Source organism: Streptococcus pluranimalium, assembly GCF_047785745.1.
Lineage (GTDB): Bacteria > Bacillota > Bacilli > Lactobacillales > Streptococcaceae > Streptococcus > Streptococcus pluranimalium_B.
The window spans coordinates 1-7,898 of the sequence record NZ_JBLOJT010000085.1 but is presented as its reverse complement, the minus strand read 5'-3'; the positions used below and the strand labels follow the sequence as shown (position 1 = coordinate 7,898).

Sequence of the window (7,898 nt, the reverse complement as noted above, 5' to 3'; positions counted from 1 at the left end):
ATAACTACTTGAAGTTTTTAGACGTGTCCATAAAAGAGTGAGGAAAATCGAACTCTTCAAGTTATCGAATTTTGTCCCACTTTCCTATCTCCTTATAATCCTGCATTGAGATTAAAAAGATTTTTCAGCCTAGAATAAGCCAATTCATCACCTACAAAAAAGATATGATCACCCGGCTCAAGAACTGCATAGGGACTTGGTGATAAAAGTAGCGTTCCTTCATGTTCAATACCAACAATCGTTGCTCCCGTTTGATGCCATATATTTAAGTCACGAATAGATTCCCCTAAGTGGCTTGCTGATTCTGTCAAAATAATTTCATAAGGTGTAAATGGGTATTTTCGACTGACAGACTGGCTCTGCAACAAATACTCATCAACTAAATCAGTTAGTAACTCTAGCTCATCTACTTGTTTTTTGATATTTTCACGAATTTTATTCTTTAACATTGCAACAGAATGGGTAGATTCATAATTTTTCAAAAAAGCTTCTGCTTTTTCTTTTGATAGTACGATAGCTCCACTACCATGCTTCAAACTAACAATATGCATGTCAGCTAAAATATTTAAACCTTTTCGCGCTGTTTCTGGTGAAACATTAAAGGTACTCGCTAATGTTGATCGTGATTTTAGTTTCTCACCTACTTCATAGTCGCCATCAGCAATTCTTTTGGCAACTGCAACAGCTACTTGTTGGTACTTAGAGCTTCTAACTTCTGAATTAACACTGCGCATCATTTTTTCCTCCAATCTCATTTTCCTCCTCTACAAATCATAAGATCCAATAATATATTACCTGTTGAAATAAAACGATCACATTGAGATTGTTTTGGCTCTACAAGAGGCAAAGTTCTTATTTTAAAAAAATTAATTAACTAGCTCCGAGTATATCACTGTTATAACTCTGCAAATACTATTGATTAGTCTAAAATAATTAAATGAACAGTACTTGTAAGGACTTTTAAGTCTCATAATGTAGGATGTATACTAAAAAGGTTAGGATTTCTCCCAACCTTAGACCTTTTTAGAATACATATTAGTCAGCAACAACTACATCACTATCAACTGAGGCAGTATAAGTAACTCCGTCATTGTCGTTTGAGATAGCTTCTTTAGCTTGTTCAGTTTTTTCAGCTGTAAATTCTTTAGCCTGTTCCGCTTTTTCTGAAGCGTACTCACGAGCTTCATCAGATTTTTCTGAAATGTACTCACCAGCATTTTGTGCTGCTTCTTTAGCTTGTTCCGCTTTTTCAGCTGTAAATTCTTTAGCTTGTTCCGCTTTTTCTGAAGCGTACTCACGAGCTTCATCAGATTTTTCTGAAATGTACTCACCAGCATTTTGTGCTGCTTCTTTGGCACGTTCATAACCAGCCGCTGTTGCTTCTTTAGCAGACTCATAACCAGATTCAACACGATCTTGAAGTGTTACAGATGATGCTTCGAATTCTTCACGAGTCATAATATCAACAACATTGACATTAACCTCAACAACTTTCAGATGAGTCATCACTTCAACATTTTGAATAATGATAGCCTTGATACCTTCCGCGATTGCAGGAATATCTTTACCATATTCAACAATAACATCAAGATCAGTTGCAACTTCTTCTTTTCCGACTTCAACGTTAACACCAGTAGTTACATCATCAGAGTTTACCAGTTTATCTTTGACATTAGAGAAGAATCCACCACTGACATCCAAAAGACCTTCGATATTTTCAAGAGCATGCCCAACAATTTTTTGGATCACTTTATCATCATAAGTTACTGTACTTTTAATTTCTGTCATTATGTTACCTGTTTCTAAATATGATTATTATTTTTTAAGTCCTTCAATAGCACCTTTGACAGCATCTTTCGCATCTGCAAGTTTTTCTTTAACACTACCAGATGCTTTTTCGGCTTTACCCTCAGTTTCTGTGTGTTTATCACCAGTCATTTTTCCAAAACCTTCCTTAACACTACCAGAAATTTTTTCTACTTTAGCATCAATTTTTTCTTCAGACATCTTATTTTCTCCTAATGATAAAAGAAGTGACTAACACTTATTTCACACGTGGTTCACGTTGCTCCTGCACGTGATCAACACCTTGACTTACAGCATCTTTAGCGTTATCATACTGATTTGAAACGAAATCACTTGTTGCCTGAGCACCGCTTGCTACACGATCTTGTAGAGAAACTGAATCAGCTTCATGTTGCGCACGTGTTTTGATATCAACAACATTTACGTTTACTTCAACTACTTGAAGATCAGTCATTTTTGTAATTTCTTCTTCAACAACTTTCTTAATTTGATCAAAAATTGTTGGAACATGTTGTTGATATTCTACAACAGCATCTAAATCAACTGCTACTTGTTTTGTTCCTACTTCAACATTGACACCATCAGTAACATTGTTAGTGTTAACTAATTTTTCTTTGATGTTTGAGAAAAAACCACCATTGATAGCAAGCAATCCATTAACATGTTCAACTGCAAGACCTACAATTTTTTCAATAACTTTATCTTCATATGTCAATTGACCGCGAATTGCTTTTGGATCAACTGGGTTATTTTTTACTGAAATATTTTCTACCATAATAATACCTCTTTCTGAATTTTTAATAATAATATTTTGTTAACTTACTTGAAATTTTCTAAAAAACGATCAATCAAACCCGTCTGTTCAGCATAATAAGCAGCGTAGCTACCGGCAGAGACCAAAATAAGAATGAATAATGTTTTAAAGAAACCAAATGTCACTAGCAGAAGTGCTAAGAAGAAAGCTATCCCTCCACCAATGATGGGGTATTTGTATTTTTCAACTATTTTCATACGACACTCCTACTCTACACGACCTGTTTTGAGAGTTTTTTCCTCAATAACATCTTTAACTTTTACGCTAAAGTCTACATCATGCTCGATACCGAAGAAGGCTTTCAAACCTGTTTCTACATCCTTTTTGAGTTGTTCAGTATTTGCGATAACCTTCGTTCTAGGAACAACTTGCCCTTTAACATCAATCTTAAATTTCTTTTTATAAAGATGAGCTGTTACCTTAGGGTTTTTCATCAAACCTTCTGATTCAACAAGGCTCTTCACATAACCTTCTACGGCTGATTTTTTTAGTTTCAATTTTCCTTGTTTATCTTGTAATTCAACTTCACTATAACGACGTGGGAAGAATAGGACAACAAGGATAGCTACTAAGACAAGGACAAACAAGATAGTAGCAGCCCATAAGAAATATTGAGATAGTATTTCTCTAAAGAAAACTGTCGGGCGATAGTCAACAGGAAGCCATGAAAAGGCTTGTAGGTTTAAGAACCTCTGATTAAGCACGATGACATTAGCAAGTATAGTGAGAAGCACTAAGCCAATAAGGCTATAGACGATTTTCAATCCTTTTGCCATAACATCTCCTTTTTATTTTATTTTGTTTTTGTAAGCACAAAAGATACAACAATAACTACGATAACTGCTCCTAGGATTGATGGAATCAGTGCCATTCTTGCAAGACTAGGACCCCAAACGCCAAATAAACTTTGACCAACCCATGAACCTGCAATACCAGCTAAAATGTTAGCAATCCAGCCCATAGAACCACCTTTTTTAGTGATTGCTCCGGCAACAAGACCAATAAGTGCCCCGACGATAAGTGACCAAATAAATGACATAATGTATAGTATAACCTTTCTATTTCCAAACTCCGATAGAGTCAAGTACAATGCTTTTAAAAAGCATCTAACATAATATAAAAAAATAATTTCTCTCGAGAAACGGTCAGGGTAAACATTTATAAATTAAATAACTGTGTGATAGTTTATAATGGGATTTTTGATTAAACAAAGAAAACGTTCTCTATGTCTATAAATCAGCATTTTTAAAACTGACTACATCTCATTTAATTTATATTGTTATTATACACTATTGCAGTAAAAATTCAACTAGTTTGCTCTATTTTCAAAATCTTTTTTCAAAAATTTTAGCATTCTATGAAATAATTATTTTTTCTTTCTATTATATATAAAATTATTGACAGTCCCCCCTCTTCATTAAAAAATACCAGATCGAAGTCCTACTATCTTTATAGATACTCCTGTAGAAATCTTTGACCCTTTTAATATTATAAGCGCTTTCAAAAAATATCTGCCTTGATGATTATTTTTATGTAATGTTCGTATTTTAATAAAAAAGGACCCAGTAATATACCAGATCCTTTGATAACTCTATTTTTTCTCAATAGGGGCTACAGCTGCTAATAGTTTTTTTAAACCAATCTCTGGGAATTTGATTTTTAATTCCTGAGTTGATCCCGAACCTGAAACTTCAAGAACAGTTCCTTCTCCCCATTTTTTATGGAAGGCAATATCTCCAATTTGCCAATCAACAGATTCTACTTGTCCTTGGTCTGCTTTACCAAATGGTAACGGTCCTTTGTTTGCTATAGAGGATTGTGATGCAGAATGAGGTTGTGCTTGAGACTTCCGCTCTTGAAGAGCTTGAGATAAACTCATTCCTTGACCAAATTGAGTAGGCTGATTTTTAGTGTATTTGACACCAAAAGATGAATTGGCTGGTCTTGCCAAGCCTTGATATTGGAGAAGATCATCTGAAATCTCTCTGAGGAAGCGTGTTGGACGGTTATAAGACGTTTTACCAAAGAGAGTCCGTGTATTGGCATTGGTCATAAAGAGAGCCTCTTCCGCACGTGTAATCCCAACATAGGCCAATCGACGTTCTTCTTCTAATTCATCTGGGGCTTCTGCAGCACGTGAGAGTGGAAAGACGCCTTCCTCCATACCAATCAAGAAAACAACAGGGAATTCCAAGCCTTTGGCAGCATGAAGGGTCATCAAGGTTACTTCTGCAGCTTCTTCTTTACTATCATCTGTATCAGCTATCAAAGCCAAATCATTGAGAAAACGACCAAGTTTGTCAATACCAGATTCATCTTCAGAGCCATCTTCGTTAGTTTCATCAAAGTTTTTGGTGACTGAGAGAAACTCTTCAATATTTTCAATACGAGCCTGACTTTCTAGAGTATTCTGTAATTGCAAAGCCTCTAGGTAGCCGGATTTTTCCAAAACAGCTTCAACCAACTCAGTGATACTGTACTTATCTAAGTCAGCACGAAGATTTAAGAGAAGATTGGCTAAGTCCCAAACTGCCTGGGCAGCTTTCCCTTTGACACCTGAAAGCATGATTTGCTCGGACGCATCAAGAAGGCTCATATTTTGCGTATTAGCAAAGGTACGAATTTTTTCAAGAGTACCCGGACCAACACCACGTTTAGGTTCATTGACGATACGCTCATACGAAATATTATCCGCTGTATTAGCAATGACATTCAAATAAGAAATAACATCTCGTATTTCCTTACGACTATAGAACTTGGTGCCACCAACCATGGTATAGGGGATGTTAGACTTGAGCAGAGCTTCCTCAATCGTACGAGATTGGGCATTCGTACGGTAAAGAACGGCAAAATCTTTGAAATTCTTGCCCATCTCACGCGCCATATTTGAAATAGTTGACGCAACAAATACCGCTTCATCCTGCTCGTTATTAGCACGGTAGTAAACTAGCTGGTCACCATCAGCATTTTGTGTCCAGAGTTTTTTGGGGCGACGATTGCGGTTGTTATTAATGACCTCATTGGCAGCTTGGAGGATTTTCTTGGTTGAACGGTAATTTTCTTCAAGTAAGACCACCTTAGCTTCCGGATAGTCTTTCTCAAAATCTAAGATATTTTGCATATCAGCGCCACGCCAACCATAGATAGACTGATCAGCATCTCCAACCACACAGATATTTTTAAATCGCGAAGCCAGTAATTTAACAAGTTGATACTGAGCATGGTTGGTATCTTGATACTCGTCGACGTGGATATACTGGTAGCGTTGTTGGTAGTAGGCAAGCACATCAGGGTTTTGATCAAAAAGTCGCAAAGTCATCATAATCAAATCATCAAAATCCATGGCCTCAGAACGTCTCAACTCTTCCTGATAAGCCTTATAACATTTGGTAACGATTTGCGTGTACATATCGCCAGCCTGCATCTCATAAGCCTTCTCATCTAATAAATCATTCTTAGCATTTGAAATAGTCCCTAAAATAGCACGTTCATTCCATTTTTTAGGATCCAGATTTAGATTTTTGAGAATCCTTTTCATCAGTGTCCGTTGCTCACCAGGATCCACAATAGTAAAGTTGCGGTTGTAGCCAATATGATCCGCTTCGCGACGCAAAATACGCACACACATGGAGTGGAAAGTCGCAATTAGGGTATCCTGCGTTGCTGGATTTAGCGCCATAGCACGTTCTCTCATTTCACGCGCAGCCTTATTGGTAAAGGTAATGGCTAAAATATTCCAAGGATTAACATATTTTTCATCAATCAAGTAAGCAATACGATGGGTCAAAACACGTGTTTTACCAGATCCAGCCCCCGCCATAATTAAAAGCGGTCCTTCTGTGGTCTGCACCGCTTCTGCCTGACGATCATTCATTCCATTTAATAAAGGATTCATAAAGTTCCCTTCCTTTTTGTAAAATTACTTGTATCTATCTCTTTTATAGAGAGAATAAAAATAAAACGACAAAAGTAACGAAACGATAAAACTACCTATCCTTATTTCAGATGGAAAAATAAATGATAAGATTAAAAATATCAAGCTAACAAAGCACATAACTACTGATAAAATAAAATTAACATTCATGTACTCACTCCTCTATTACTTTGTTGTTTCTAATAACGATAATCAATAACATTTTACCATGTTTAGCCTATAAAATCTCATAGAAATTTTCCACTTTTAGGAAATCCTGTTAACATCCGTTTTCTAGAGAATTTTTAAAATTTTTTTAAAATAATCTTGACAAGTTAATCAGATTGCTTTAAGATAAATCAAAATAAAATATACCGAGTGATGTTGATCAGGAGAAGATAGGCTTACAACTATCGCCGAAGGAGTTATACTCTCAGGTGCTTCTTAACGAAGTGAGGACTGGTTTACTGACGGACTTCTGGAGAGACCTCTTTAATGAGGCGCCGAAGGGGCAAGGCAATGCTCAATCTCTCAGGCAAAAGGACAGAAGCAAAGACCATCTAAAGCATACGTGTTTTTGTGGTCCTATTTTGATACGACTTTTGGCGTTCATCATAGCCTATTCCACTAGTAACCATACAACCATCTCAACCGAGATGGTTTTTCTTATCTTACTTTTGCTTAACAACTGTATTCTGCTAAGGAGATTATTATGATTGCTTTTTTCTCGCAACTAGATAGTTTTGTTTGGGGACCTCCACTTCTTATCCTGCTAGTCGGGACGGGGATTTACCTTTCAGTACGATTAGGATTACTTCAGATTACAAAATTACCTAAAGCCTTTCAGCTTATTTTACTGATGACAAGGGTGAAGGGGATATTTCCAGTTTTGCGGCGCTTGCAGCAACTGTTGGTACTGGTAATATCGTTGGTGTAGCTACTGCTATTAAAAGTGGCGGTCCTGGGGCTTTCTTTGGGATGTGGGTTGCGGCTTTCTTTGGGATGGTGACTAAATACGCTGAGGAACTTCTTGCCATTAAATATCGAAGTAAAGATGCCAATGGTGAAGTCTCTGGAGGACCTATGTACTATATCATTAACGGTATGGGAGCAAAATGGAAACCTCTAGCTATCTTTTTGGCAGTTGCAGGCGTTTTAGTAGCCTGGTTTGGTATCGGGATTTTCACTCAAGTTAACTCTATTACCTCTTCTTTAGAAAATAGTTTTGGTATCTCTCCAAAACTCATTAGTATTATTTTAGGTATCTTGACTGCCTTCATTATTTTGGGTGGTATTCAATTCATTTCAAAAATTTCAGAAACACTTGTTCCATTTATGGCTAGTCTTTATATCATAGCTGCACTG

Annotated in this window: 7 protein-coding genes, 2 pseudogenes and 2 riboswitches; of the genes and pseudogenes, 1 reads left to right on the top strand and 8 read right to left on the bottom strand. The window is 36.6% G+C overall.

Annotation, left to right across the window (positions count from 1 at the left end):
- Positions 1 to 92: 92 nt before the first annotated feature.
- The 8 genes and pseudogenes from ACMZ6U_RS08225 to pcrA all read right to left on the bottom strand — a co-directional run bounded on the left by ACMZ6U_RS08225 (position 93) and on the right by pcrA (position 6,515).
- Entirely contained in the window at positions 93 to 734 is a 642-nt protein-coding gene (locus ACMZ6U_RS08225) for a TrkA C-terminal domain-containing protein (protein ID WP_416107816.1), read from the bottom strand.
- 562 nt (positions 735 to 1,296) lie between these two features.
- Positions 1,297 to 1,788, bottom strand: a pseudogene (locus tag ACMZ6U_RS08220) (Asp23/Gls24 family envelope stress response protein); the annotation flags it as partial.
- Positions 1,789 to 1,815: 27 nt separating this feature from the next.
- Positions 1,816 to 2,007, bottom strand: coding sequence for a CsbD family protein (locus ACMZ6U_RS08215; protein ID WP_416107814.1), 192 nt, complete (start codon positions 2,005 to 2,007; stop codon positions 1,816 to 1,818).
- A gap of 37 nt (positions 2,008 to 2,044) precedes the next feature.
- Positions 2,045 to 2,581, bottom strand: a complete 537-nt coding sequence (locus ACMZ6U_RS08210) for an Asp23/Gls24 family envelope stress response protein (RefSeq protein WP_416107812.1) — start codon at positions 2,579 to 2,581, stop codon at positions 2,045 to 2,047.
- Positions 2,582 to 2,625: 44 nt separating this feature from the next.
- On the bottom strand, positions 2,626 to 2,817 hold the full coding sequence (locus ACMZ6U_RS08205; protein ID WP_416107810.1) for a DUF2273 domain-containing protein: 192 nt from the start codon (positions 2,815 to 2,817) through the stop codon (positions 2,626 to 2,628).
- Between the two features lie 9 nt (positions 2,818 to 2,826).
- Positions 2,827 to 3,396: an alkaline shock response membrane anchor protein AmaP gene (gene amaP, locus ACMZ6U_RS08200; RefSeq protein ID WP_416107808.1), complete on the bottom strand. Its 570-nt coding sequence runs from the start codon at positions 3,394 to 3,396 to the stop codon at positions 2,827 to 2,829.
- 17 nt (positions 3,397 to 3,413) lie between these two features.
- Positions 3,414 to 3,659 (bottom strand): GlsB/YeaQ/YmgE family stress response membrane protein, encoded by a 246-nt coding sequence (locus ACMZ6U_RS08195; RefSeq protein ID WP_416107806.1) that lies wholly within the window; start codon positions 3,657 to 3,659, stop codon positions 3,414 to 3,416.
- Between the two features lie 552 nt (positions 3,660 to 4,211).
- Positions 4,212 to 6,515, bottom strand: a complete 2,304-nt coding sequence (pcrA, locus tag ACMZ6U_RS08190) for a DNA helicase PcrA (RefSeq protein ID WP_416107804.1) — start codon at positions 6,513 to 6,515, stop codon at positions 4,212 to 4,214.
- A gap of 397 nt (positions 6,516 to 6,912) precedes the next feature.
- A riboswitch (glycine riboswitch) is annotated at positions 6,913 to 7,001 on the top strand.
- Positions 7,002 to 7,090: riboswitch (glycine riboswitch) on the top strand.
- Between the two features lie 155 nt (positions 7,091 to 7,245).
- Here pcrA and ACMZ6U_RS08185 point away from each other — a divergent pair.
- Positions 7,246 to 7,898, top strand: a pseudogene (locus ACMZ6U_RS08185) (alanine/glycine:cation symporter family protein); the annotation flags it as partial.

Bases quoted from the DNA above. Each gene is read 5' to 3' on its own strand.
- ACMZ6U_RS08225 (WP_416107816.1), bottom strand. From the start codon at position 734: ATGCGCAGTGTTAATTCAGAAGTTAGAAGCTCTAAGTACCAACAAGTA.
- ACMZ6U_RS08215 (WP_416107814.1), bottom strand. From the start codon at position 2,007: ATGTCTGAAGAAAAAATTGATGCTAAAGTAGAAAAAATTTCTGGTAGT.
- ACMZ6U_RS08210 (WP_416107812.1), bottom strand. From the start codon at position 2,581: ATGGTAGAAAATATTTCAGTAAAAAATAACCCAGTTGATCCAAAAGCA.
- ACMZ6U_RS08205 (WP_416107810.1), bottom strand. From the start codon at position 2,817: ATGAAAATAGTTGAAAAATACAAATACCCCATCATTGGTGGAGGGATA.
- amaP (WP_416107808.1), bottom strand. From the start codon at position 3,396: ATGGCAAAAGGATTGAAAATCGTCTATAGCCTTATTGGCTTAGTGCTT.
- ACMZ6U_RS08195 (WP_416107806.1), bottom strand. From the start codon at position 3,659: ATGTCATTTATTTGGTCACTTATCGTCGGGGCACTTATTGGTCTTGTT.
- pcrA (WP_416107804.1), bottom strand. From the start codon at position 6,515: ATGAATCCTTTATTAAATGGAATGAATGATCGTCAGGCAGAAGCGGTG.